This window comes from Agrobacterium sp. 33MFTa1.1 (assembly GCF_004328495.1).
GTDB lineage: Bacteria > Pseudomonadota > Alphaproteobacteria > Rhizobiales > Rhizobiaceae > Agrobacterium > Agrobacterium pusense.
This window is the reverse complement of sequence record NZ_CP036359.1, coordinates 1,289,765-1,311,969: the sequence shown is the minus strand read 5'-3', so window position 1 is coordinate 1,311,969 and position 22,205 is coordinate 1,289,765. Positions and strand designations below refer to the sequence as shown.

Here is a 22,205-nt window from a genome sequence, read left to right as displayed (position 1 = left end):
GGTTGTTCGGGGATTACTCCGCGATGTCGACGTTTTCGAAGGTGAAGTCGCCAAGCGGGCTCATGGTGAAGCCGGAAACCTTGGCGGACATGGGAACGAACTGCGTGGAGTGCGCAAGCGTCGCCCACGGAGCCTGTTCCTTGAAGATCACCTGTGCCTGCTCATAAAGCTTGGTGCGCTCGGCAACGTCGGTGGTCTGCTTTGCCTTGGCCAAGAGGTCCGAGAACTCCTTGTTGCACCACTGTGCACGGTTCGCACCGCCTTCACCGGTTGCGGCGCAGGACAGGAGAACGCTAAGGAAGTTGTCCGGGTCGCCGTTGTCGCCGGTCCAGCCGAGGATGACGGCACCGTCGCGCTTCGTTTCGGTGGACTTCTTGAGATATTCACCCCACTCGAAGGAGACGATCTCGGCCTTGACGCCGACCTTCGCAAAATCCGACTGGATCAGCTCGGCGGTACGACGGGCGTTCGGCATGTAAGGACGCTGCACCGGCATCGCCCAGATCTTCATCGACAGATCCTTGACGCCAGCGGCTTCGAGAGCCTTCTTGGCAGCTTCCGGATCGTAAGCATCGTCCTTGATGCTGTCGTTGTAGGACCACATCGTCGGCGGGATCGGGTTCTTGGCAACCTGGCCTGCACCCTGGAACACGGCGTCGATGATCGCCTGCTTGTTCATCGCCATGTTCAGCGCCTTGCGGACTTCCGGCTTGTCGAAAGGTGCAACGGTCGTGTTGTAGGCGAAGTAAGCGACGTTCAGGCCCGGCTGTTCATCGAGCTTGAGGTTCTTGTCGGCGCGGATGGTCGCGAGATCAGCCGGAGCAGGGTATGGCATCAGGTGGCATTCGCCAGCCTTCAGCTTCTGCAGGCGAACCGCAGCGTCAGGCGTGATCGCGAAGATCAGGTCGTCGATCTTCGGGGCTTCACCCCAGTAGTCGGCGTTCTTCTGGAAGCGGATGACCGCGTCCTTCTGATAGGCGACGAACTTGAACGGACCGGTGCCGATCGGCAGATTGTTGAAGTCTTCCTTGGTGCCGGCCTTCTCAAGCGTATCGGCATATTCCTTCGACACGATGGAGGCGAAAGGCATGGCGATGTTGGCGAGGAACGGCGCTTCCGGGCGGGTCAGCACGAACTTGACCGTGTAATCGTCGACCTTGACGATTTCCTTGATCAGGGACGGCATTTCCATGGAGTTGTAATATTCGTAGGTGATGCCTGCGATATACTGGTTCCACGGGTTCTTCGCGTCGCCCTGGCGGTTGTAGCTGAAGATCACGTCGTCAGCGTTGAATTCGCGGCTCGGCGTGAACTTGTCGTTGGAGTGCCACTTGACGCCCTTGCGCAGGTGGAAAGTGTACTCGAGACCATCCTTGGAAACGTCCCACTTTTCCGCAAGGCCCGGCTCTACTTCTGTCGTGCCCTTTTTGAACTCCGTCAGACGGTTGTAGACCGGATGCGCGGAAGCGTCGAAGGTGCCGCCGGCGGTGTAAGGCGACGGATCAAAGCCTTCCGGCGATGCCTCGGAGCAGTAAACGAAGGTCTTCGCCATGGCTGGCATGGCGGAAGTCATCGCAAGTGCAGAAGCGATAAGCAAACTGCGGGTCAGCATTTTCATCTGATGGTCCTTTCCCTCTTTTTCTGAGTTCCTGCGGCCCCCTCCAGGGGCCTACCTTCTTCTGGTCAGCGGCGGCACGGGGATGCCCGTCTCGCCGTTCGGTCTTTGCCTCCCGACCAATTACCCGGCGACCGGCTGAAACAACCGGTCGAGGTTCGTTTCCGGTGGGCAGAACCAGCGCGGCCCTGCCTCCGTCATGTAAGCGATATCTTCGAGACGAACGCCGCATTCCCCATAAACGCACAGCATCGGCTCGATGGAAAAACACATGCCGGGCTCAAGCGCCGTGGCATTTCCTGCAACGATATAGGGTTCTTCGTGAATATCCAGCCCAAGCCCGTGACCCGTGCGGTGCGGCAGACCGGGAAGCTGATAATCCGGGCCAAATCCGGCCGCCTTCAGACTGTCCCGGGCGGCCTTGTCCACCTCGAAACAGGCGGCGCCAACGCGGGCGGCAGCGAAGGCCGCGGCCTGTGCGTCACGTTCGGCATTCCAGAGAAAACGCTGCCGTTCCGTTGGCTTGCCAAAGACATAGGTACGGGTGATATCGGAACGATAGCCATGAAGAATACCACCGAGGTCGACCAGCACCATGTCGCCCTGGTTCAGCGTCTGCACATGGGGCACGCCATGCGGATAGGCCGTCGCCTCGCCGAACTGCACCGCCACAAAAAGCGGCTTCATGCCAAGGGCAATATGGGCGGCATTGACGAAATCCGCGACTTCCGTGGTGGAGATGCCGGGACGCAGGCCTTCGAACACGGCCTTCTGCACATTATAGCTCGCGTCCATCGCTGTCTGAATGAGGGCGATCTCCGCTGCAGACTTGACCTGCCGCTGGGCGACAATCAACGGCTGAGCGGAAATGATGCGGCCTTCCAGACGCTGCATGAGCGAGGATGCAAAAACAAAGGGCGTAGCCGGATCGATGGCGACGAAGTGACCTGCACAGGCCAGCGCACCGATACGCCTTGCCATCAGGTCGAACGGGCTTTCATCCTCTTCCCAGGTGGCGACTGCGCCGGGGATACGGATCAGGGTCTGGAGTTTCGGTTCCTCGAAGGTCGGGCTTATATAGATCGGCTCGCCCTCGGCCGGCACCAGAGCACCGTGAATACGCTCGGAAAGGCCAAGCGACAGACCGGTATAATAAGTCAGCGACGACGAAGCGTCGAGCCAGACCGCCTTGATGTTCTGCTGGGTCATTCGCGCCTGCAGGCCACGCAACCGCAACCTGAGCTCGTCTTCAGCGATCGATGAAACCGCGATCGGCTGAAACTGCTTCAGCGCCTCTTGAAAGTCTGCCATTCTCTCCCCGCCGCCTTCGGGCGCACGGACACTGGCGTGCCGGCACCTCCCAAGCGTTCTTTTGCCCATGCTTAACCACAGGGGGAAGGCTAAGCAATGGGGCGGGAGGACGCACCGCCACAAAACTGTGCATATTTATCTAGACATAACGAAATCGTGATCGACGCGAGCCTGATTTCAGGAGTCGTTGCCTTGACGCGGAAATCGAAAATCCCCCGGAAATCCAAGGGAGAAACCAGCCCCTTGTCCACGCATCGCGTGCAGCCGGGAAACGGACGCCAATCCACCACGTAAAAAAGAGCCAAGAAAAGGAAAAAGCCTGCCGCGGGAGGAGGTGCGGCAGGCTTCAAACTTGATCGGTGATTGGGAGGAGGAGTACCACCGATCCACATCGAGCGACGCTGGGAGGAGGAGTGCGTCGCTTCGATGATTTGAATATAGCGGTATCTGTGATTTTTAACAGAGCAAGTCTCGCAATGCAGCATTGCATTTCTGCATAGCTCCGGAATGACTGCCCGGTTTTTCGGCAGAACCTACCCTACCGCGGGAAGTCAGCTCTCCCGGTAGACCTGGAAACCGGCGAAGGACTGGTTGACTGGCATGAGCTCAAGACTGTTGATGTTGATATGTTTGGGCTGCGAGGCGACCCAATAGATGGTGTTGGCGATATCATCGGCCGTGATCGGATTGACGCCCTTGTAGAGATTGTCCGAAGCTTCCTGATTGCCCCCGGTGCGCACCAGCGTAAATTCCGTTTCGCACATGCCCGGTTCGATTGAGGTTACCCTGACGCCCTTGCCGTGCAGATCCGAGCGCAGACCGAGCGAAAACTGCCGCAGGAAGGCTTTGGTGCCGCCGTATACATTGCCGCCCGTATAGGGATAATGCGCGGCAACAGACGAAAGGTTGACGACGATACCTTTACGGTCGATCAGTATCGGCAGGAGATGGTGGGTGATGTTCAGCAGACCGGTGATGTTGGTGTTCACCATGGTCTGCCAGTCCTTTAGCGGCACCTGCGGCGCGGGGGCCGTGCCCAGTGCCAGGCCGGCATTGTTGACGAGGACATCGATGTCTCGGAAGCCCTCCGGCAAGGCGGCAAGCGCTTTTTCGGCTGCGTCCTCATCGGTGATGTCGAAGGCGGCGCCGTAGAAAGCCGATCCGAGTTCGGCTGCCAGTGCCTCCAGTCGTTCCGCCCGACGGCCCGTGCCGATGACCTTCCAGCCTTCCCTGATGAAGCGTCGGGCCGTAGCCTGTCCGAAGCCCGACGTCGCGCCGGTGATGAGGATGGTTCCGCTCATGATGATGCCTCCACTCTATTCGTTTTTTCAGGGTCAATCGGTGCCAGTAGTTTTTCCGCCGCCGCTGCAAGGCAGCGCTGGTAGGCGGCGAGATCCGTATACAAGTCCTCATCGGAAACGTCGCCGACAATAACGTTGCCGCCCCGCCGCAAAATCCCGCCGTGCAGCATGAGATTGTCGACCATGTCGAAATTCTCGATCGACAACCCGTCCGGTCCGCGATACCGGCCCGTTTCATCCACGGTGACAACATTGCCGTAATGCGCCTTGATGCGGCTGAAGTGATTGGCCGCGACATTGGTGTAGGCGAACACCGGCTTGCCCAGCGCGCACATGAAGCCCAGCTCGTAGCTCGTTCCCGTGTCGGCGGCGATGCCGCGAAACGGTGTGAGATTGGCAATCACGGCATCCGCTTCAAGCATCATCCCTTCGTCGACTTCATTGATGTTGCAGCCATGACCGATCCTGGTATCCGCCGGCGGGATCTGCAGATCGCCCGGCGAAAGCGGGATGAAGCCGGCCTCCCGCGCCAGTGCTGCCTTGAGGTCGAGCATTTCGCGCGCATTCGGGAGGAACACTTCCGGTCCGGCGAGATAGATTTTCTTTGTCATTGGGAATTCATGCAATTTGTCAGGAAAAGATTTCCGACCCTAACCCGGGGACTTTCGCAAAGGCAAGTGCCAAGGGCGTGCGGCGTGGCGCGGCGGACCGACCGATAAAACGGTATCGTCCCGCTGGTCTTTCCGTTATAGCCGGAGCAGTAGACTGGAATTTCTGGAGCAGGACATGGCAGCACCCATCCGTTATCACGAAGGCGATATTTCCGCCGAAGATGCCGCGCGCTATACCGGCGCCATCGCCATCGATACGGAAACGCTGGGTCTGGTGCCGCGTCGCGACCGCCTCTGCGTCGTCCAGCTTTCGCCGGGCGACGGCACGGCAGACATCATCCGCATCGCCGCTGGGCAGAAAGAAGCGCCGAACCTCGTGCGCATGCTTGCCGATCCCGCCCACCAGAAGATCTTTCACTATGGCCGTTTCGATATCGCCGTGCTTTTTCATACGTTCGGTGTGACGACCACGCCTGTCTTCTGCACCAAGATCGCTTCACGGCTGACCCGCACCTATACGGACCGGCACGGGCTGAAGGACAACCTCAAGGAAATGCTGGAGGTCGATATTTCCAAGGCGCAGCAATCTTCGGACTGGGCAGCGCAAACGCTTTCCCCGGCGCAGCTCGAATATGCCGCTTCCGACGTTCTTTATCTGCATGCGCTGCGCGACAAGCTGACGGCGCGTCTCATCCGCGACGGCCGCCTTGATCATGCCGATGCCTGTTTCGCGTTTTTACCGACCCGTGCGAAGCTAGACCTGCTCGGCTGGGACGAAACCGACATTTTCGCCCATAGCTGAGCGTTTTCGCCTTCGTTTAAACACTGATTTACCAGACTTGCCTATTCTCGGCCGTAACTTTGGGCGGCCGGGGACTTTCCAGATGATTACTCCGCTACAACAGACGGCGGGCATTGCAGTGAGCGACCTCATGCGCTCGATGGTCGAAACCATCGAGGAACGCCAGCGCGAGGAGCAGGAAAAGGCCAACGGCACCAAGAAGGATGATGCGGTCAGAACGAACCCGCAGCCGGATGAAAGCCAGCGCGTCGCCAATGAGAAGATAAGCGCTTATCTCTTCGGTGCCATGAAGCCGGACCCGGATGCCTTCGCCTCGCTTGTTTCCCGCTTTTCCGCCGCCCTCGGCATCACGCAGGACGTGGATGAATCCAATTTTTCCTTTGCACAAAGGCTTCAGGATGCGCTGACCCTGACCCAGAGTTTCGAAAAAACCGATGCGCAGGGAAAAGCCACCACAATTTCCCTCGCCTCCTTCGGTGTTTCGCAGTTGCAGGTCGTCGATGTGCTGAACAACGGCGTCAACGCCAAAACCGATCCCATGGCGGCGCTTGCCGCCCGCATCGCCGAGCGTGCCGGCCTCACCGGAACGGAGGAGGATTTTGGCGCGCAGATGTCGGAGGCCATCATGGCCGCGCGGGCGACCTTGCCCATGAACGTCAGTGAACTGGAGGAATCGACCGGTCTCGAGGAGCTCGGCATCTCAGCCAGCGCGATGATCGCCGCCATCGCCAATCCTTACGGAGATCAGGCGCGAGCGGTAAAAGATGCGCTCAATGACAAGGCGCAAGGCACTCTCTTCATGACGAGGGAGACCCTGAAGGTCATCCAGCGTCTGGAAGACGTGGCAGATCCGAAGTCCAAGGAAGAATTGCAGGCCGAACGTGGCGAAAAGCGCATTGGCGAAATCAACGATGCGGAAGTGGCAGCCGAACGGGAAGAAGATATCCAGACCCGTGACGCACAGGGCAAGCTTGAGGACGTGCAGGAAATTCAGGACGTCGTGAAGGAGCACATTGACGCCTCCGCCGATGAGAAGGCGGATGGCGCAGCCGGCCAGGGCCCCGCCGACATCTCATCGGAAATCGCCCTGATTTCCGTGCTCGCGGCAACGCCGGCGGAAGAGGCCCCACCTGCTGAAGGCGATAACGAGCCTGAGGGAGCGGATGCGGCCACCACGCCGGCCGATGCGGAAAACGAGGCAGAAAAGCTGCTTGATGCACAGGCCGCTGTCGAAGCTGCCGGAACCGACATCTTGCCGATTTCGGTCGATGAAAACGGCCTTTATGCATTGCTGAAGAAAAAGGCGGCATGATTGCCGTCTGGAACTGTCACGTGAGCGAAACATGATGTGAGTTCAGACATGGTCGATATCTCAGGCGTGTCAGGCGGCGCCATTCACGATGCCGAACCGAACGCGGCCCAGGCCCTTCTTTCCATGGCGGCTCCGCCCCTCGCGCCGGAGGATGCCACCATCATTCCACTGGCTGGCGAAGAAGCGACTATCGCGCCCGCAGAAATCCAGCCGGAGCGAAGCTTTCCGAAAGCGAGCTGGCTGGATGCCATGCCGCCGGAGGCGCTGGAAGTCACGGTGAGCGAACCCGATCGTATCTCCTCCGTCAACTCGGACGACAACGGGCTTTATCGCATGTTCATAGGCGTTTCGCCCTGAGCCGGTCCGGCCGTGCGCAATCACTTGGTTAGCCAAATCTTAATATCTGCAGGCGAGGATTCGGCTTGATGATTCTGTGTGCGCTGAAAAGAGCGGCCTTCGAGCCTATGGTGCACATGGCGCTCCCGCATGAGCGGGCGAGATGACACCTGTATGCCAGCGGCGTGGCGATTTTCAACATTCGAGGCAGATGCGGATCACAGAGCCAATGGGGATTGGCGCTTTCGCAGCCGGCGCCGGCCACCGATAGAAACGGAGCGCAGCATGTTACCGCCTGTATCCAAAGTTTCCGCAGCCGATGCCACCTATGGAGCCTCGCTCGCGCCGGCGCAGCGCGCGCAGCCGAAAGGCGTCGTGCAGCCGCAAGGCGTCGTGCAGCCGCAACCAAGCGCTGCCCTTCCCGAACAGAGCGCCAGCCTTTTTTCACGGGCTGCAGTGGCCTCCCTCGCCGGCGAGTTCCAGCTGGCCCGGAGCACCGCAGTCTTGGCGGAAACACTCGGCAAGCTGATGAACCTGCCGCGACGGGACGGCGAAGCCGTCGAAACCTATGTCGGGCGTCTGACGGAAGCCTTACGCGCCCTGCCGCCCGCGCAGCGTCTTGCGCTGGAACAGCAGATTGGCAAAGCACTGCAGGGTCTCAGCCTTTCGATGCTCGCGGAAATCCTGAAACAGCCGACGGGACCGGATGCGGCGCGGCTTGCGCTGCTGATCGAGCTTTCGCGTTACAGGGGGGCCGATCTGGCTGCGAGGGCGGTGGTCTCCTCCTATCAGCAGAATAATTCCGCCAGTCCGGTGCCCGCCCAGCCCAGGCAGCAGCCGACCGCCGCGAGCCCCAATGCGGAGTTCCGTTCCAATCCGCCCGCGGCAGCGCAATTGCCGGGCTCCACGACAACCGGCCGTCTGTTGCCGCTGCTTACTGGCCCACTCGCTCTCAGCGGTGCGGCAATGAAGGCAACGGTCACGGCGCTGACCGCGCAACCGGAAGGAGCCGTCCGGCATTCCGCCGCGCCCGCAAATGCGCCTGACCTGCCAGACCAGTCGGCAAAACCGGAAGGCAGGACGGAAAACACGACGCGTCCGCTTCCGCCGCAGACGGGCAGCATGACAAAAGAAGCGCCGGCAGAGACCCTTCCAGGCAATTCGCCTCGCGCGCAACCCGGCGAAACACGCCCTGCCCTTCCGCATCGGGAGATGATGAAGACCGAGCAGAAAGACGTCCGCACCGCCTCACTGTCAATCTTCGGCCCGCCTGCAACTGATGCAGAGAACGTGGCCAGTCTTGTGCTGGCCGCCACGGCCGGCAAACTGCCGGCGAGAGCAAGCACGACGCAGCAGCCCCCCGCCATGCCGCAGGGCATCGAGCCGCCATCGCCCGACGATCAGCCAACCGAAAAGTCGGGGCTGTCCGCTGCCCACCCAACAGGGGAAGAAGCGGAATCGGTGGCTCACCGGCCTGAAGCTCCCTACTCTTCGCGACTCCCGCTGGACACGGAAGCGAGAATGGCGATGATGGAGCAATCCGCCTCGCAATCGCTGATTGCCGCCGCTCTGGCAAAAGACGGCACGCCGCTGCCGCTCGTCGCTTATCCCCCTGCCGATGATGATTACGAATCAGAAACGCCACCCCGCGGCGGCGGGCCTTTTTCCGACGATGAGGCGGAAAGCGAAAGCGGAGCGGAGTCTGAAAATTCCGGCGATGACGATGGCCTGGAAGAGCGCGTTGCCGCCAATGACGGGATCGACACGCAGGAAAGTCCGACGGCGACGGCCGCCGACGACAGCGCGGAGAATTATTACCTCAAGATGAGCGGCGTCCTCTGAACGCCCAATTGCCTGCCGGCGGATCGCCCAAGAAAAAACCCGCCGGAAAATTCCGGCGGGTTCTTCATTTCAACGATCTAGACGATTATTCGCCGCGGTTCTTCAGAGCCGCGCCGAGGATGTCGCCGAGCGAAGCGCCCGAGTCGGACGAACCGAACTGTGCGACGGCTTCCTTCTCTTCAGCGATTTCCAGAGCCTTGATCGAAAGCATGACCTTGCGGTCCTTCTTCGAGAAGTTGACGACGCGGGCGTCGACAACCTGGCCAACGGAGAAGCGCTCAGGGCGCTGCTCGTCACGGTCACGGGAAAGATCAGCGCGACGGATGAACGAGGTGAGGTCTTCGTGGTTGACGAGCTTCACTTCGATACCGCCATCGTTGACCGCGGTGACTTCAGCGGAAACGACTGCGTTCTTGCGCAGGTCGCCGGAAGAAGCGGCTTCGCCGACAGCGTCCTTGCCGAGCTGCTTGATGCCGAGCGAGATGCGTTCCTTCTCAACGTCAACGTCGAGAACGACAGCCTTAACGACGTCACCCTTGTTGTACTCTTCGATGACCTGCTCGCCCGGACGGTTCCAGTCGAGGTCCGACAGGTGAACCATGCCGTCGACATCGCCTTCGAGGCCAATGAACAGGCCGAATTCGGTCTTGTTCTTGACTTCGCCTTCGACTTCCGTGCCAGCCGGATGGCTGTAAGCGAATGCCTGCCACGGGTTTTCAAGCGTCTGCTTGAGACCGAGCGAGATACGGCGCTTCGACGGATCGACTTCGAGAACGACAACGTCAACTTCCTGGCTCGTGGACAGGATCTTGCCGGGGTGTACGTTCTTCTTGGTCCAGGACATTTCGGAAATGTGGATCAGGCCTTCGATGCCCGGCTCCAGCTCAACGAATGCACCGTAGTCGGTGATGTTCGTGACCGTGCCGGAGATCTTCTTGCCAACCGGGTACTTGGCGGAGATGCCATCCCACGGATCGGACTCGAGCTGCTTCATGCCGAGCGAGATACGGTGGGTTTCCTGGTTGATGCGGATGATCTGAACCTTGACCTGCTGGCCAATGTTGAGGATTTCCGAAGGATGGTTGACGCGGCGCCATGCCATGTCGGTGACGTGCAGCAGACCGTCGATGCCGCCGAGGTCAACGAACGCACCGTAATCGGTGATGTTCTTGACGACGCCGTCAACAACCTGGCCTTCTTCGAGGTTCTGAACGATTTCAGAACGCTGCTCGGCACGCGACTCTTCGAGAACCGTACGACGCGAAACAACGATGTTGCCGCGACGCTTGTCCATCTTGAGGATTTCGAAGGGCTGCGGGTTGTGCATCAGCGGGGTAACGTCGCGGATCGGACGAATGTCGACCTGCGAACGCGGCAGGAACGCAACAGCGCCATCCAGATCGACGGTGAAACCACCCTTGACCTGGTTGAAGATGACGCCTTCGACGCGCTCGCCAGCTTCGAACTTGGCTTCGAGCTTGACCCAGCTTTCTTCGCGGCGAGCCTTCTCGCGCGACAGAACGGCTTCGCCGAGAGCGTTTTCAATGCGCTCGACGTAAACTTCGACTTCGTCGCCGACCTTCAGCGTGCCGTCCTTGGACTTCGCGCCGAATTCCTTCAACGGTACGCGGCCTTCAACCTTGAGGCCGACGTCGACGATGGCAACGTCCTTCTCGATTGCCGTTACGATACCCTTGGCAACATAGCCTTCGGCAAGATCGTTGGAGGCAAAGGATTCTTCGAGAAGCGCTGCGAAATCTTCGCGCGTGGGGGTAGATACTGACATGAAATCTCCTGATTGCATCCGCGCAATGGCGAATACAAAAGCGCCGGTGGGCTAGTGTTGTTGATACCCGACCCCATGCCCGCCTTTTCAAAAGGCTTTCCGGCGCAAGGACATGTCTTCGGGCAATTCCTGACTAAACGCAGACGGCAGGAAGCCGTTCCGCGAAAAACCTATCTCTTCAGAGCGGCGTCGATGATCGTGCGCGCGGCCTGAAACGCCGCCTCTATACTCATTTCCGACGTATCTAGCAAGTGTGCGTCTTCCGCCGGCTTCAGCGGACTGTCGGCGCGGGCCATGTCGCGCTCGTCGCGTTTTTTCACCTCGGCGAAAATGGCATCATAATCCGCGGTGCCGCCATTGGCCAGAATCTCATCGTAGCGCCGGCGCGCCCGCACGTCGGCAGAGGCGGTGACATATAGCTTCACTGGCGCATCCGGGCATACTACCGTGCCGATATCGCGGCCATCGAGAACCGTACCCGGCTCCCTCAAGGCAAAACGCTGCTGCGCCATCACGAGCGCCCGCCTCACCGGCGTCATCACCGCAATCCTCGACGCGGCTTCGCCAATATCGTGCCGGGACAGGACGGAGCGGTCGAGCCCCGCAAGATCGACCTCCAGGGCGACCTTCTCCGCCACGGCCTCGTCATCCAGCGGCAGGCCCGCGTCCAGGAGCGCCCTCGCTGTCGCCCTGTAGGTCAGCCCGGTATCGAGATGATGAAAACCGTAGGCTTCCGCGATCTTTCGCGACAGGGTTCCCTTGCCCGCCGCAGCCGGCCCGTCTATGGCGATCGTGAAGGTCATTAAGCTTTCCGCCTGTGCATCTGTTATTCATATAATAGAGTGCGACACGCCTTACGATTTATATCAGCATTCCCGAACAGGGGTTGCGCCAAGGCAGGAGGCACCCGAAGTTTGTCTTTGACACGAAAGAGCGCAACGATTAAGGGGACCGGCTATAAATTTTACCGTCTATGCCGGTTTTACGGCGTACACACCGAAACTCATTCGACAATTTGAGGCTTAGACAGTGGCAAAAGCGGAACTTGGTACCAAGCGCACAGACCCCGATACCGGCAAGAAGTTCTACGATCTGAACCGCGATCCGGTCGTTTCTCCTTACACCGGCAAGTCCTGGCCGCTCTCCTTCTTCGAGGAAAGCACAGCTCAGGCAAAGCTCGAGCAGGCTGAAGAAGAGGATGTAGCGGAAGTCGATACCGAAAACACGGAAGTCGAACTCGTGTCGCTGGAAGATGCCGACGGCGACAACAGCGGCGACGATATCCCTGATCTCGGTGACGACGATGACGTTGAAATCGACGACGACGACGACACCTTCCTGGAAACCGACGACGAAGATGACGACGACGACATGTCCGGCATCATCGGCGTATCGGGCGACGACGAAGAAGCTTGATTTTATTTGATAATTCGGCCCGACGACAAAAAAATGACGCCGGGCCGTTTTTTATGCTTGCACTCGTCGGAAAGCCGCAGTAGTAAGCCGCCACCGAACGGAACAACAACCGCTTCGGTTCCCGGAACCGGAAGAAATGCCGGAACCCTTATGGGGCTATAGCTCAGCTGGGAGAGCGCTTGCATGGCATGCAAGAGGTCAGCGGTTCGATCCCGCTTAGCTCCACCAAATTTCCCAAGATAAAATTCATCACGTCAGTAAAATCTGAATTGTGCGACCTTCAGTCCCACCTCACGCGGCCATCTATCGCAATAACGCCCGCACATCCTGTCCGTTGATACGGCATTCCAGAGAACGGAGCGCGCCGCTCTCCCCCACCACGCGACATTCGATATATCTGCCGCGCAAACGGTTCTCCAGCGCTTTGAAGGCATTGAGGCCGCAGGCATAACGGCGGCCGTCCGGGGTGGTGCAGACACGGTTTCTCTCCACCTCCTCCACGCCTGCGAGGCGGAACTCCTCGTTTTTGAAGGTGAAGCGGCTGCTGGAGATGACGCGAAGGCGCTGGTCGGCATGCATCTTCAGCGGGAAGGGAGCCGGCGGGGTCGGAACGCGCTCGTATTCCTGCCGGGTGGGGTCAACCCGTACGGGCGAGGTGGTCCACAGCTGTTCGGTGTTGGCCGCAAGTCCTGCCAAGGCGGAGGCAGTCTCGCCATTGACGAGCGAGGCAATACGCATGCCGGCTATGGCGACGCCTATGACCAGGGCGATCTGAAACAGCAAAATTGCGACCTGCCGGACCATGTCACCGCAACATCAAAAACAATGAACAAAATAAAATCGGTCTGACGTCCCCTTGCGAGAGGCCACGGCCGCCCATCACATCAATAGAAGCTTGCCTGCGCTGATATCCCTGACCGTGCCCATGGCCATGATCGGAAGCCGATCGCTGTCGAGGATCACGCGTCCTGTTGTCCGCAGCCAGCGAAAACCACCAGAGGTGAGCTGGATACGGTATTCCTGATCGTAAAACACGCCGTTCGTCAGCGAATTATAGACCGCTTCAGCCACACGCGCCCGGGAGCCGCTTTCGATTTGCGCAATGAAATCCTCTACCGGGATACCGCGGGCGGCCTTTTCCGGACGAACCTCCCGCAGGCGCGCGGCCACGGCATCCAGATAAACCAGATTTTGCCCGATATTCCAGGTGTAGTAACCCACAAGTGTCTCTTCGAGAGATATGTTCTTCAACATCGGCCTTCAACAGTCTGAGATGCTTGTGGCGGGTCTCTACCATAATGGACGATAAACGGCTAACCACAAGAATTCATTCTTTTGTCTGATATAGTATCTTTTTTGGCCGGTCGCTTATCGACAGGCCATTTCGGCCGACATGTTGGCGAAGCGATCTTCCTGTGCCAAAGAAGGTTGACCTTGCCGCCACAGATCACAGGAGCCGCCGTGACCATCGGGCTTGCCCATGCCGAACTCATTGCCGTCGTCACCGCCATTACTGGAGATGAACCGCGCGTGATGACCGTTCGGGCGGGGTCGGCGCTTCCTTCGGGACCCTTCGAATTCGGTCACAGGACGCTTCAAAGCGGCTTGCGGGAATGGATTCACGAGCAGACGCATCATCCCGTCGGTTATCTCGAGCAGCTCTACACCTTCGCCGATCGCGACCGAAACAACGATATTCCGGGCGGCAGAACCATCTCCATCGGCTATCTGGGACTTGTCCGCGAACAGGAGGCCATGGACGGCAAACGTCCTTTCTGGCACGGGTGGTACGATTATTTCCCGTGGGAAGACCATCGCCAAGGACGCCCCGCGGTTCTCGCCAGCATCATCGAGAAGCTGCGGGCATGGGCGGATTCCGACCCATCTTGTAAAAACCAGCGCCACTTGCGGGCCGATTTTACCTTCGGCCTCGACGGCGGCGGCTGGAACGAGGAACTCACCCTTCAGCGCTATGAGCTGCTGTATGAGGCGGGGCTGGTTGAGGAAGCGCAGACCGAACCCCGGATCAATTTCGGAAGGCCGATGTTCGCCGATCACCGCCGCATCCTCGCCACCGGAATTGCCCGGTTGAGGGCCAAAATCAAATACCGGCCGGTGGTATTCGAACTGATGGCCGATACCTTCACGCTGCTGCAATTGCAGCGTGCCGTCGAAGCGTTGGCTGGGCTGACGCTGCACAAGCAGAATTTTCGCCGGCTGATCGAACAGCAGCAACTGGTGGAAGAAACCGGCGACATGGCTACGGAAACCGGCGGACGACCGGCAAAGCTTTTCCGCTTCCGCCAGACCGTCCTCGATGAACGCGCTCTTTCCGGAACGAAACTGCCGCTCTCCCGCAATTGACATATGCTCATAATGAGAATATCTCTTCGTTCTAGATATACTCAAAACGAGCATAAATGGGAGAGCATCGTGAACGAGCAGATTTCCGCCGCAAGCCTTTACGACCGCGTCGCCCGCGTCATTCCCAAGGCCGAATGGATGGGTTTCCAGGACGATGTGGAGGCGATCCTTGAGTTGAAGCGCAAGCGTAATGCCGTCATCCTCGCCCATAATTACCAGACACCTGAAATATTCCACGGTGTCGCCGATATCGTCGGCGACAGCCTTGCCCTTGCCCGCAAGGCGATGGAGGTGGAGGCGGATGTCATCGTTCTCGCCGGCGTGCATTTCATGGCCGAGACGGCGAAGCTGCTCAATCCGGGAAAGACCGTGCTCATTCCGGATATGGCTGCCGGCTGTTCGCTTGCCGATTCCATCACGCCGGAGGATATCGCCCTCCTGAGAAAGGCCTATCCCGGCGTGCCTGTTGTGACCTATGTGAACACGTCCGCCGCAGTGAAGGCGGCGTCCGATATCTGCTGCACGTCGGGTAATGCCCGCCAGGTGGTGGAATCGCTCGGCGTGCCGCGCGTCTTGATGCTGCCGGATGAATATCTGGCGAAGAACGTGGCCATGGAAACCAATGTCGAACTGATCGCCTGGCGCGGCCATTGCGAAGTGCACGAGCTTTTCACCGCCGATGACATCAGGGAGCTGCGGGAAAGCCATCCCGGCGTGATCGTACTGGCGCATCCCGAATGTCCGCCTGAGGTTGTCGAGGCCGCGGATTTTTCCGGCTCTACCGCCGTGATGTCCGACTATGTCGGTCGTGAGCGCCCCGCCCGCGTGGTGCTTCTGACGGAGTGCTCGATGAGCGACAATGTCGCCGTGCATCACCCGGACGTCGAATTTATCCGCCCGTGCAATCTCTGCCCGCACATGAAACGCATCACGCTCGGAAATATCCGCACAGCCCTTGAGGAAAACCGCCACGAAGTGACTGTCGATCAGGCCATCGCCGCCGCCGCCCGTCGCGCGGTGGAAAGGATGCTGGAAGTATGAGCGAGCGCTTGCCGCAGCAGGACTGGACGGCCATCGTCGGCAGCGGCATTGCCGGCCTGATGGCGGCGCTGACACTTGCGCCGCAGCCCGTGCTCCTTCTGACACGTGGTGCGCTTGGCGGCGAAACGTCGAGCGCCTGGGCGCAGGGCGGCATTGCCGCAAGCCTCGGTCCCGATGACAGCGTCGCGCTGCATCTTGCCGATACGCTCGCCGCTGGAGACGGTCTCTGCGATGCGGAAATGGCCGCCGATATCGTTTCCGCCGCCCCTGCTGTCGTCGAGGCGCTGGAGCAGGCCGGGGTGCGCTTCGACCGGGACGCCGATGGCAGGCCCATCTTCGGGCTGGAGGCCGCCCACAGCCGAAGGCGCATCCTGCACGCCGAGGGCGACGGTTCGGGCGCGGCCATCGTCAGGGCTCTCGCCGCCGCCGTTCTGCGCACACCGTCGATCACGGTTCTTGAAGGCACCGAAGTGCGCCGGCTGCTGACACAGGACGGCGCGATTGCTGGCCTCGCCTGCGCCGGACCGAAAGGCGGCTTCGTTCTGCCGGCAACGCGGGTGGTTCTCGCCACCGGCGGCCTCGGCGGCCTCTACGAGGCCACGACCAATCCTTCCGGCAATTTCGGACAGGGCATCATGCTGGCCGCCCGCGCCGGCGCAATCCTTGTCGACATGGAATTCGTACAGTTCCATCCGACGGCGCTTTCTTCAGCGCGGCGGCCGCTGGCGCTGGTCAGCGAGGCGGTGCGGGGCGAAGGCGCACTTCTCCTCAACGAAAGCGGTGAAAGGTTCATGGCCCCTGTTCCCGGCGCGGAACTCGCCTCCCGCGACGTCGTCGCACGCGCGATAGATCGTGAAATCCTGCGCGGCGGCAGGGTGTTTCTTGACGCCCGCAAGGCCCTTGGCTCCGGCTTTTCCGCCCGGTTTCCTGCAATCGACCTGCTCTGCCGGGAGGCTGGAATAGATCCGGCCCGTGAACTGGTCCCCGTCCGCCCTGCCGTGCACTATCATATGGGCGGCATTGCCACGGACGGCAGAGGCCGAAGTTCGGTGCCGGGCCTGTGGGTCGCCGGCGAGGCCGCCTGCACGGGGCTTCACGGCGCCAACCGGCTGGCCAGCAATTCCCTGCTGGAAGCTGCCGCAATGGGTATGCGTGCGGCGCAGGATATCGCCACCCAGCCCTCGTTTGCACCGCCGAGTACCACCGCTTCTGCAACCCGCACGGTGGACCATCCTGCCGCCGATCCCGCCACCGTCCGCGCCATCATATCCCGACATCTCGGTATCGTCAGACATGCGACGGGTCTAACCGAGGCGATCCGGGATTTACTGCCGCTCGTGGAGGGAAAGGACCCGGCATCCGATCCCGCCCTCGTGGGTCTGGCGATCGCCGTTTTTGCCGCCTTGCGGACGGAATCGCGCGGAGCGCATTTCCGCGATGATTTTCCTGGGAAGGATGCGACGGCGACGAGGCGTCGCCTGAGCATGGCAGAGGTGATTGACCGTGCCCATGCCCTTTCCTCGACCAGCCCCTCCTCTTCCAGCTTCGCACGGACCGCCTGACATGACCCTTGCCCCCCTGCCCCGCCTCATCATCGAACCGCTGGTCCGTAACGCCCTTCTGGAAGACCTGGGCCTTGCGGGCGACGTCACTTCTACCGCCGTCATTCCCGCCGATCACCGGTCGGTCGTCGTCATGGCGGCACGCGAAGAGGGTGTCGTCGCCGGGCTTGATGCTGCGGAACTGGCCTTCCAGCTCGTGGACCCCGCCATCACGATAGAGCGGAACGTGCAGGATGGAGCTTCCGTCGCACCAGGCGACACCGTCGCAACGATCAGGGGGCCTTCACGCGGGCTTTTGACGGCAGAGCGTACGGCTTTGAATTTCCTCGGCCACCTGTCGGGCATCGCCTCCGTCACGGCTAAGATCGTCGCGGCCATCGCCGGGACCAATGCTTCGGTCGCCTGCACCCGCAAGACCACACCAGGCCTCCGGGTACTGGAAAAATACGCCGTGCGCGCCGGCGGCGGCATGAACCACCGTTTTGCACTCTATGACGCTGTTCTCATCAAGGACAACCACATCGCCGTGGCGGGCAGCGTGCGTGACGCGATCCGCCGTGCAAAAAAGGGTGTCGGCCATCTCATCAAGATAGAAGTCGAGGTGGATACGCTTTCGCAGTTGCGCGAGGCGATGGATGAAGGTGTCGATGCGGTTCTTCTCGACAATATGACGCCTGAACAGCTGCGCGAAGCGGTGAAAATCGTCGCCGGTCGTGCCATTACCGAAGCGTCCGGCCGCATCACTCCACAGACGGCTGCAGCCATCGCCGCCACGGGCGTCGACCTCATCTCCATCGGCTGGCTGACCCACAGCGCGCCGGTTCTGGATATCGGACTGGATTTCGAGAGCAAAAATTGAAGCCTGCACGCGGCACGGAACAAATTTTCCGCGCCATCGTTATTATCCCGCCTGGGGTCGATTCAAGGCGGGGGGACGTGCGCACAAAGCGGGTCCATATGCCTTTTGACCTCTCTTAGAAAGGAAAGGCCTGTTATGGAAGACGCACAAGTTGGCTGGATTGCAGCAATCATCATTGGCGGCGTAGCTGGTTGGCTCGCCGAACAGTTCATGAAAAGCAATATGGGTGTTTTCATGAACATTATCCTTGGCATTGTCGGTGCCATCGTCGCCAATTTCCTTCTGGGATTGGTGGGCGTTTCGCTCGGCGGCTGGATTGGTTATCTCATTGCCGGTTTCATCGGCGCCTGCATTCTTATTGCCGTCGGGCGTGCATTTCGCCGCTAAGGGGAGGACAGAATGAGCTTTTTCGACAAGATCAAGAACGCGATTTTCGGCAAGGCAGAAGCCGCCCCACAGACTTCGGCTCCGGCCGGCACGCCGACGGGCACTGCCAGCACAACTGCAGCAGCCCCTGCCGCACCGGCGTCACCTGCACCGACAACGGCGGCACCGGCTTCTACCGGCAACGTCGATGTAGCGTCCATCCTGGATGCGGCGGTCAAGAAAAACGGCCAGAAGCTGGACTGGAAGCACTCCATCGTCGACCTTCTCAAGGCCCTCGACCTCGACAGCAGCCTGACCGCCCGAAAGGAACTCGCCAGCGAACTCGGTTACACCGGCGATACCTCGGATTCGGCGACCATGAACATCTGGCTGCACAAGGCCGTCATCAAGAAACTCTCCGAAAACGGCGGCAAGGTTCCGGCCGAACTTCTGGACTGAACCGATAAACGGGAGGCCGCCATGGACGACTATTCCAGCTTGAGGGAGCAGATCGGTCGCGATCTCGACACCCTGCAGGGAACGGAGAACCCGAAATCGATCTTCGAAATCGCCGACGATTACCTTTTGGGAGATCCGGGTCTGAAGCGAACCATCGTCGAAGACATTATCAAGGAAGAAGCGGACAAGCGCGGTATTGCTATCCACTGAAGCAGCGCCTAGCGGGCACCGGCATTAAAAAAGGGGCGGCATCCGGTTTGGATGCCGCCCCTTTCGTGTCGCGCACATCAAGCCGCTATCTATCCAGCTTGGCTTCGGCCTTTTTCGCGTTTTCTTCCATCAACTCATACCACATCGCATTCATGACGGCGAAGATGGCGGCGAGAGGCAGGCCGAGCAGCCAGGCGAAGTACCACATGTTCGATCTCCTTCTTTCTTGATCAATAAGCATGACCGCTGTCATCGCGGATCGCCTTTTCATCCACCTTGCCCCACAGCACCCGATAGACCCACGAGGTGTAGGCGACGATGATCGGGATGAAGATGAGGGCGACGACCAGCATGATGAACAGCGTCATATGGCTGGAGGACGCGTCCCATACCGTCAGGCTCGATTTCGGATCGACCGAAGACGGAAGGATGAAAGGAAACATCGTGAGGCCCACCGTCGAGATGATGCCGAAGATTGCGAGCGAACTGGCAAGCAGCGCCATCACCTCCCGGCGCAGCGTCAACAACAGCAATGCGACGAGCGGAAAAACAAGGCCGAGGGCCGGCGCCAGCATCATCCATGGATGCGCTGCATAATTGGAGAACCAGACCCCGGTTGCAATCTCCACCGTCTTTGACAAGGGATTGGACGGTCCATCGGTCACGACTTCCGAGGTGAAGCGATAACCATCGATACCAAGCCACAGAAGAACGCCGCCAAGCGCGAAGAGAACGGTGGTGGCAAGTGCGGCGACGGAGCCGAAACTGCGGGCGCGGGCCGCCACCGGACCATCCGTTTTCAGTACCAGCCATGCGGCGCCATGCATGACCAGCATGGCGACGGATACAAGCCCGCAGAGAATGGCGTAGGGGTTCAGAAGTTCAAACAGCGTCGTCCCGTCATAGAAAATCCTGAGATCGTCATTGAGGTGGAAGGGAACACCCTGCAGTACGTTGCCGATCGCCACGCCGAAGATAAGCGAAGGAACGAAGCCGCCGATGAAGAGCGCCCAGTCCCAGCCGGTGCGCCATGCGGTGCTCTCGCGCTTGGACCGATATTTGAAACCGACCGGCCGCAGGATCAGTGCAAACAGGGTGGCGAACATGGCCAGATAGAACCCCGAGAATGACACCGCATATAGCGGCGGCCAGGCCGCGAAGATCGCTCCGCCACCAAGGATGAGCCAGACCTGATTACCCTCCCAGACCGGGCCGATGGAATTGATGACGACACGCCGCTCCACATCCGTTTTCGCCACGAAGGGCAACAGCGCGCCGGTGCCGAGATCGAAACCGCCGGTCACGGCAAAACCGATCAGCACCACGCCAAGCAGCAGCCACCAGATGATGCGGAGGATTTCGTAGTCGATGAGTTGGTGCAATATCATGATCGTTTACTCCGCAGCGACGAGTTTTTCAGGAACGAGCGGCGCTTCCGGCTGATGGTCCGGATCGGGGCCCTTGCGGATCGCTTTCAACATCAGGCCCATCTCGACGATGAACAGCACCGTGTAGATGGCGATGAAGCACAGGAGCGTGATGAGGACAGTGGACGCGCTGAGACTGGAGACGGCGGCTGCGGTCGGCAACACGCCCTCGATGATCCATGGCTGGCGGCCGAACTCGGCCACGACCCAGCCCATTTCCGCCGCGATCCATGGCAGCGGAATGGCGAATACCGCCACCTTCAGCAGCAACGGGTAATGATCCAGCCGGCGGCGGGCCGAAAGATAGAAGAAGGTCGCGGTCAGAAGGATGAAGAACATGCCGAGACCAACCATGATGCGGAACGACCAGAAGAGCGTCGGCACATGCGGGATGGTATCCGCCGCCGCCTTGGCGATCTGCTCTTCGCTCGCCTGACGAGGATCGTCCACGTAGCGTTTCAGCAGCAGGGCGTAACCGAGCTCATGGCCGAGTTCCGCGAAGGTGCCGCGCACCTCTTCCGGCAATTCGGCGCCCTTGCCGGTGGCGCGAATCTGCATCAGGGCATCATAGGCCTTGATGCCGTCGCGGATGCGGGTTTTGGCCTGCTCCACGAGATCGTTGATACCGGGAATTTCCGTATCGAGCGAGCGTGTGCCGATGAGGCCCATGACCCACGGGATCTTCACGGCAAAATGTGTCTCGCGCGATTCCTGATCCGGAAAGCCGATGGCGGTGAACGGGGCCGGCGCAGGCTCCGTCTCCCACATGGCTTCGATGGAGGCGAGCTTCATCTTCTGGTGTTCGGTCGAAAGATAACCACTTTCATCACCCAGCACGACGACGGACAGCGCGGACGCCAGGCCGAATGAGGCAGCAACCGTCATCGAGCGTTTGGCAAGATCGACATGGCGGCCTTTCAGCACATACCAGGCGGAAACGCCGAGCACGAAGATGGATGCCGTGACATAACCGGCGGAAACCGTGTGAACGAACTTCGCCTGCGCCACCGGGTTGAACAGGACTTCAAAGAAGTCAGTTACTTCCATGCGCATGGTCTGGGGATTGAAGGCGGAGCCCGTGGGGTTCTGCATCCAGCCATTGGCGATCAATATCCAAAGCGCTGAGAAATTGGAGCCGAGGGCCACGCACCATGTCGCGACGAGATGGCCGAGCTTCGACAGTTTATCCCAGCCGAAAAAGAACAGACCGACGAAGGTGGCTTCCAGGAAGAAGGCCATCATGCCCTCGATCGCCAACGGCGCACCGAAGATATCGCCGACATAATGGCTGTAGTAACTCCAGTTCATACCGAACTGGAATTCCATGACGATGCCCGTGGAGACGCCCAGCACGAAATTGATACCGAACAGGGTGCCCCAGAATTTCGTCATCTGCCGCCAGATTGTGCGGCCGGTCATGACATAGACCGTTTCCATGATGGCGATCACCACCGATAGTCCGATCGTCAGGGGAACGAACAGAAAGTGATAGAGAGCCGTCACCGCAAATTGCAGGCGCGACAGCGCCACTATGTCGAGTTCCATGGTCTTATCCACCTTTTCCGGAAGGCCGGCCTTCCATTTG

23 protein-coding genes and 1 tRNA gene are annotated in these 22,205 nt (G+C 59.9%); 13 read left to right on the top strand and 11 right to left on the bottom strand.

Annotated elements, in window-relative coordinates; all coding sequences use genetic code 11:
* Window positions 1-13: 13 nt before the first annotated feature.
* From EYD00_RS19865 to EYD00_RS19845, 4 genes are all read right to left on the bottom strand, one after another.
* Window positions 14-1,618 carry an ABC transporter substrate-binding protein gene (locus tag EYD00_RS19865; protein WP_004437852.1) on the bottom strand — a complete coding sequence of 535 codons (1,605 nt, stop codon included), beginning with the start codon at window positions 1,616-1,618 and terminating at the stop codon, window positions 14-16.
* Window positions 1,619-1,738: 120 nt separating this feature from the next.
* Window positions 1,739-2,926, bottom strand: coding sequence for a M24 family metallopeptidase (locus tag EYD00_RS19860; protein ID WP_022563463.1), 1,188 nt, complete (start codon window positions 2,924-2,926; stop codon window positions 1,739-1,741).
* 551 nt (window positions 2,927-3,477) lie between these two features.
* Window positions 3,478-4,227 carry an SDR family oxidoreductase gene (locus EYD00_RS19850; RefSeq protein ID WP_022563462.1) on the bottom strand — a complete coding sequence of 250 codons (750 nt, stop codon included), beginning with the start codon at window positions 4,225-4,227 and terminating at the stop codon, window positions 3,478-3,480.
* Window positions 4,224-4,838: a nucleoside 2-deoxyribosyltransferase gene (locus EYD00_RS19845; RefSeq protein ID WP_034500225.1), complete on the bottom strand. Its 615-nt coding sequence runs from the start codon at window positions 4,836-4,838 to the stop codon at window positions 4,224-4,226. Before EYD00_RS19845 ends, EYD00_RS19850 begins: the two co-directional genes overlap by 4 nt.
* Before the next feature lie 175 nt (window positions 4,839-5,013).
* Between EYD00_RS19845 and EYD00_RS19840 the strand changes: the two genes are divergently transcribed.
* From EYD00_RS19840 to EYD00_RS19825, 4 genes are all read left to right on the top strand, one after another.
* Window positions 5,014-5,640, top strand: coding sequence for a ribonuclease D (locus tag EYD00_RS19840; protein WP_006698074.1), 627 nt, complete (start codon window positions 5,014-5,016; stop codon window positions 5,638-5,640).
* 82 nt (window positions 5,641-5,722) lie between these two features.
* Window positions 5,723-6,952, top strand: coding sequence for a hypothetical protein (locus EYD00_RS19835; RefSeq protein WP_022563460.1), 1,230 nt, complete (start codon window positions 5,723-5,725; stop codon window positions 6,950-6,952).
* A gap of 48 nt (window positions 6,953-7,000) precedes the next feature.
* Window positions 7,001-7,309, top strand: coding sequence for a hypothetical protein (locus EYD00_RS19830; protein ID WP_004437838.1), 309 nt, complete (start codon window positions 7,001-7,003; stop codon window positions 7,307-7,309).
* A 264-nt stretch (window positions 7,310-7,573) separates the two neighbouring features.
* Complete coding sequence (locus tag EYD00_RS19825; RefSeq protein WP_034500223.1) at window positions 7,574-9,130, top strand: hypothetical protein; 1,557 nt, start codon at window positions 7,574-7,576, stop codon at window positions 9,128-9,130.
* Between the two features lie 85 nt (window positions 9,131-9,215).
* Here EYD00_RS19825 and rpsA read toward each other — a convergent pair whose 3' ends face one another.
* Window positions 9,216-10,916 carry a 30S ribosomal protein S1 gene (gene rpsA, locus EYD00_RS19820; RefSeq protein WP_004437832.1) on the bottom strand — a complete coding sequence of 567 codons (1,701 nt, stop codon included), beginning with the start codon at window positions 10,914-10,916 and terminating at the stop codon, window positions 9,216-9,218.
* A 170-nt stretch (window positions 10,917-11,086) separates the two neighbouring features.
* Window positions 11,087-11,719 (bottom strand): (d)CMP kinase, encoded by a 633-nt coding sequence (gene cmk, locus EYD00_RS19815; RefSeq protein WP_022563458.1) that lies wholly within the window; start codon window positions 11,717-11,719, stop codon window positions 11,087-11,089.
* 226 nt (window positions 11,720-11,945) lie between these two features.
* On the opposite strand from cmk, the gene EYD00_RS19810 reads away from it, so the two are divergent.
* Together EYD00_RS19810 and EYD00_RS19805 are read left to right on the top strand one after the other, a co-directional pair.
* Entirely contained in the window at window positions 11,946-12,332 is a 387-nt protein-coding gene (locus EYD00_RS19810; RefSeq protein ID WP_004437826.1) for a TIGR02300 family protein, read from the top strand.
* Between the two features lie 152 nt (window positions 12,333-12,484).
* Window positions 12,485-12,560, top strand: a tRNA-Ala gene (locus EYD00_RS19805).
* A 75-nt stretch (window positions 12,561-12,635) separates the two neighbouring features.
* Here EYD00_RS19805 and EYD00_RS19800 read toward each other — a convergent pair.
* Together EYD00_RS19800 and EYD00_RS19795 are read right to left on the bottom strand one after the other, a co-directional pair.
* Window positions 12,636-13,136 carry a hypothetical protein gene (locus EYD00_RS19800; protein WP_022563457.1) on the bottom strand — a complete coding sequence of 167 codons (501 nt, stop codon included), beginning with the start codon at window positions 13,134-13,136 and terminating at the stop codon, window positions 12,636-12,638.
* Between the two features lie 75 nt (window positions 13,137-13,211).
* Window positions 13,212-13,586 (bottom strand): PAS domain-containing protein, encoded by a 375-nt coding sequence (locus EYD00_RS19795; protein ID WP_006698082.1) that lies wholly within the window; start codon window positions 13,584-13,586, stop codon window positions 13,212-13,214.
* Between the two features lie 207 nt (window positions 13,587-13,793).
* Here EYD00_RS19795 and EYD00_RS19790 point away from each other — a divergent pair, with 207 nt between their 5' ends.
* The 7 genes from EYD00_RS19790 (at window position 13,794) to EYD00_RS19760 (ending at window position 19,193) form a co-directional block, all read left to right on the top strand.
* On the top strand, window positions 13,794-14,696 hold the full coding sequence (locus EYD00_RS19790) for an NUDIX hydrolase (protein WP_022563456.1): 903 nt from the start codon (window positions 13,794-13,796) through the stop codon (window positions 14,694-14,696).
* A gap of 69 nt (window positions 14,697-14,765) precedes the next feature.
* Window positions 14,766-15,737, top strand: a complete 972-nt coding sequence (nadA, locus tag EYD00_RS19785) for a quinolinate synthase NadA (RefSeq protein WP_022563455.1) — start codon at window positions 14,766-14,768, stop codon at window positions 15,735-15,737.
* Window positions 15,734-17,299, top strand: coding sequence for an L-aspartate oxidase (locus EYD00_RS19780; RefSeq protein WP_022563454.1), 1,566 nt, complete (start codon window positions 15,734-15,736; stop codon window positions 17,297-17,299). The genes nadA and EYD00_RS19780 overlap by 4 nt, the downstream gene beginning before the upstream one ends.
* Before the next feature lies 1 nt (window position 17,300).
* Window positions 17,301-18,158 (top strand): carboxylating nicotinate-nucleotide diphosphorylase, encoded by an 858-nt coding sequence (gene nadC / locus EYD00_RS19775; protein ID WP_022563453.1) that lies wholly within the window; start codon window positions 17,301-17,303, stop codon window positions 18,156-18,158.
* 135 nt (window positions 18,159-18,293) lie between these two features.
* On the top strand, window positions 18,294-18,545 hold the full coding sequence (locus EYD00_RS19770) for a GlsB/YeaQ/YmgE family stress response membrane protein (protein ID WP_004437812.1): 252 nt from the start codon (window positions 18,294-18,296) through the stop codon (window positions 18,543-18,545).
* Window positions 18,546-18,557: 12 nt separating this feature from the next.
* Window positions 18,558-18,983, top strand: a complete 426-nt coding sequence (locus EYD00_RS19765) for a DUF3597 domain-containing protein (protein WP_004437809.1) — start codon at window positions 18,558-18,560, stop codon at window positions 18,981-18,983.
* 21 nt (window positions 18,984-19,004) lie between these two features.
* Window positions 19,005-19,193 (top strand): hypothetical protein, encoded by a 189-nt coding sequence (locus tag EYD00_RS19760; RefSeq protein ID WP_004437805.1) that lies wholly within the window; start codon window positions 19,005-19,007, stop codon window positions 19,191-19,193.
* An 85-nt stretch (window positions 19,194-19,278) separates the two neighbouring features.
* On the opposite strand, the gene cydX is transcribed toward EYD00_RS19760, so the two are convergent.
* Genes cydX through EYD00_RS19745 form a run of 3 tightly spaced genes read right to left on the bottom strand, consistent with a single transcriptional unit; the run spans window position 19,279 to window position 22,165 of the window.
* Window positions 19,279-19,401 carry a cytochrome bd-I oxidase subunit CydX gene (gene cydX, locus EYD00_RS19755; protein ID WP_006698088.1) on the bottom strand — a complete coding sequence of 41 codons (123 nt, stop codon included), beginning with the start codon at window positions 19,399-19,401 and terminating at the stop codon, window positions 19,279-19,281.
* Window positions 19,402-19,423: 22 nt separating this feature from the next.
* Window positions 19,424-20,581 carry a cytochrome d ubiquinol oxidase subunit II gene (gene cydB / locus EYD00_RS19750; protein WP_004437800.1) on the bottom strand — a complete coding sequence of 386 codons (1,158 nt, stop codon included), beginning with the start codon at window positions 20,579-20,581 and terminating at the stop codon, window positions 19,424-19,426.
* Window positions 20,582-20,587: 6 nt separating this feature from the next.
* Window positions 20,588-22,165 carry a cytochrome ubiquinol oxidase subunit I gene (locus EYD00_RS19745; RefSeq protein WP_006698090.1) on the bottom strand — a complete coding sequence of 526 codons (1,578 nt, stop codon included), beginning with the start codon at window positions 22,163-22,165 and terminating at the stop codon, window positions 20,588-20,590.
* Between the last annotated feature and the right edge of the window lie 40 nt (window positions 22,166-22,205).

Bases quoted from the DNA above. Each gene is read 5' to 3' on its own strand.
- EYD00_RS19865 (WP_004437852.1), bottom strand. From the start codon at position 1,618: ATGAAAATGCTGACCCGCAGTTTGCTTATCGCTTCTGCACTTGCGATG.
- EYD00_RS19860 (WP_022563463.1), bottom strand. From the start codon at position 2,926: ATGGCAGACTTTCAAGAGGCGCTGAAGCAGTTTCAGCCGATCGCGGTT.
- EYD00_RS19850 (WP_022563462.1), bottom strand. From the start codon at position 4,227: ATGAGCGGAACCATCCTCATCACCGGCGCGACGTCGGGCTTCGGACAG.
- EYD00_RS19845 (WP_034500225.1), bottom strand. From the start codon at position 4,838: ATGACAAAGAAAATCTATCTCGCCGGACCGGAAGTGTTCCTCCCGAAT.
- EYD00_RS19840 (WP_006698074.1), top strand. From the start codon at position 5,014: ATGGCAGCACCCATCCGTTATCACGAAGGCGATATTTCCGCCGAAGAT.
- EYD00_RS19835 (WP_022563460.1), top strand. From the start codon at position 5,723: ATGATTACTCCGCTACAACAGACGGCGGGCATTGCAGTGAGCGACCTC.
- EYD00_RS19830 (WP_004437838.1), top strand. From the start codon at position 7,001: ATGGTCGATATCTCAGGCGTGTCAGGCGGCGCCATTCACGATGCCGAA.
- EYD00_RS19825 (WP_034500223.1), top strand. From the start codon at position 7,574: ATGTTACCGCCTGTATCCAAAGTTTCCGCAGCCGATGCCACCTATGGA.
- rpsA (WP_004437832.1), bottom strand. From the start codon at position 10,916: ATGTCAGTATCTACCCCCACGCGCGAAGATTTCGCAGCGCTTCTCGAA.
- cmk (WP_022563458.1), bottom strand. From the start codon at position 11,719: ATGACCTTCACGATCGCCATAGACGGGCCGGCTGCGGCGGGCAAGGGA.
- EYD00_RS19800 (WP_022563457.1), bottom strand. From the start codon at position 13,136: ATGGTCCGGCAGGTCGCAATTTTGCTGTTTCAGATCGCCCTGGTCATA.
- EYD00_RS19795 (WP_006698082.1), bottom strand. From the start codon at position 13,586: ATGTTGAAGAACATATCTCTCGAAGAGACACTTGTGGGTTACTACACC.
- EYD00_RS19780 (WP_022563454.1), top strand. From the start codon at position 15,734: ATGAGCGAGCGCTTGCCGCAGCAGGACTGGACGGCCATCGTCGGCAGC.
- nadC (WP_022563453.1), top strand. From the start codon at position 17,301: ATGACCCTTGCCCCCCTGCCCCGCCTCATCATCGAACCGCTGGTCCGT.
- EYD00_RS19770 (WP_004437812.1), top strand. From the start codon at position 18,294: ATGGAAGACGCACAAGTTGGCTGGATTGCAGCAATCATCATTGGCGGC.
- EYD00_RS19765 (WP_004437809.1), top strand. From the start codon at position 18,558: ATGAGCTTTTTCGACAAGATCAAGAACGCGATTTTCGGCAAGGCAGAA.
- EYD00_RS19760 (WP_004437805.1), top strand. From the start codon at position 19,005: ATGGACGACTATTCCAGCTTGAGGGAGCAGATCGGTCGCGATCTCGAC.
- cydX (WP_006698088.1), bottom strand. From the start codon at position 19,401: ATGTGGTACTTCGCCTGGCTGCTCGGCCTGCCTCTCGCCGCCATCTTC.
- cydB (WP_004437800.1), bottom strand. From the start codon at position 20,581: ATGATATTGCACCAACTCATCGACTACGAAATCCTCCGCATCATCTGG.
- EYD00_RS19745 (WP_006698090.1), bottom strand. From the start codon at position 22,165: ATGGAACTCGACATAGTGGCGCTGTCGCGCCTGCAATTTGCGGTGACG.